Below are 778 nucleotides of genomic sequence, written 5' to 3' on the forward strand. Positions count from 1 at the left end.
TTCGCACATGGGCAAATGCGTGAGCGCGAGCTTGAGCAAGCAATGTCAGACTTCTACCACCAACGCTTCAATGTTCTCGTTTCCTCAACAATCATTGAAACGGGCATCGATATTCCAAATGCAAACACCATAATCATCGACCGCTCAGATAAGTTTGGCCTAGCTCAACTTCATCAATTGCGCGGGCGCGTAGGTCGATCTCATCATCAGGCTTATGCATATTTATTGACGCCAGCAGAAAAACGACTGACTCGCGATGCTGAAAAACGTTTAGAAGCGATTACAGCAGCTCAAGAATTGGGCTCTGGCTTTATGCTAGCAACGCACGACTTAGAGATAAGAGGCGCAGGTGAATTGCTGGGCGAAGAGCAAAGCGGGCAAATTCAAAGTGTTGGCTTCTCTCTGTACATGGAGCTTCTAGAGCAGGCTGTTCAATCACTTCAAGATGGCAAAGAGCTTAATATAGAAGAAGCGATGCATGGTACAGAGGTAAATCTTCGAATACCTGCATTGATACCAGATGATTACTTGCCTGACGTGCATTCACGACTTGTGCTCTACAAACGCATCTCTAGCTGTAAAAACAATGACGAATTGAAAGACTTGCAAATCGAAATGATCGATCGCTTTGGTTTGTTACCCGAACCGAGCAAAAACTTATTACGTCAGACAGAATTGAAACTCCAAGCAGAGAAGCTTGGCATTGTGAAGGTCGATGCGGGTGCAACTAGTGGGTCGTTAGAGTTTGGCAAAACAACCGACATTGACCCATTAACAT

The 778-nt window shown here is 45.2% G+C and carries 1 protein-coding gene; it reads left to right on the forward strand.

What is annotated here, in order from left to right; all coding sequences use genetic code 11:
• A partial coding sequence (locus tag A3739_RS27230; protein WP_255376800.1) for a TRCF domain-containing protein occupies positions 1 to 778 on the forward strand: 778 nt, incomplete at both ends.

Source organism: Oleiphilus sp. HI0067, assembly GCF_001635735.1.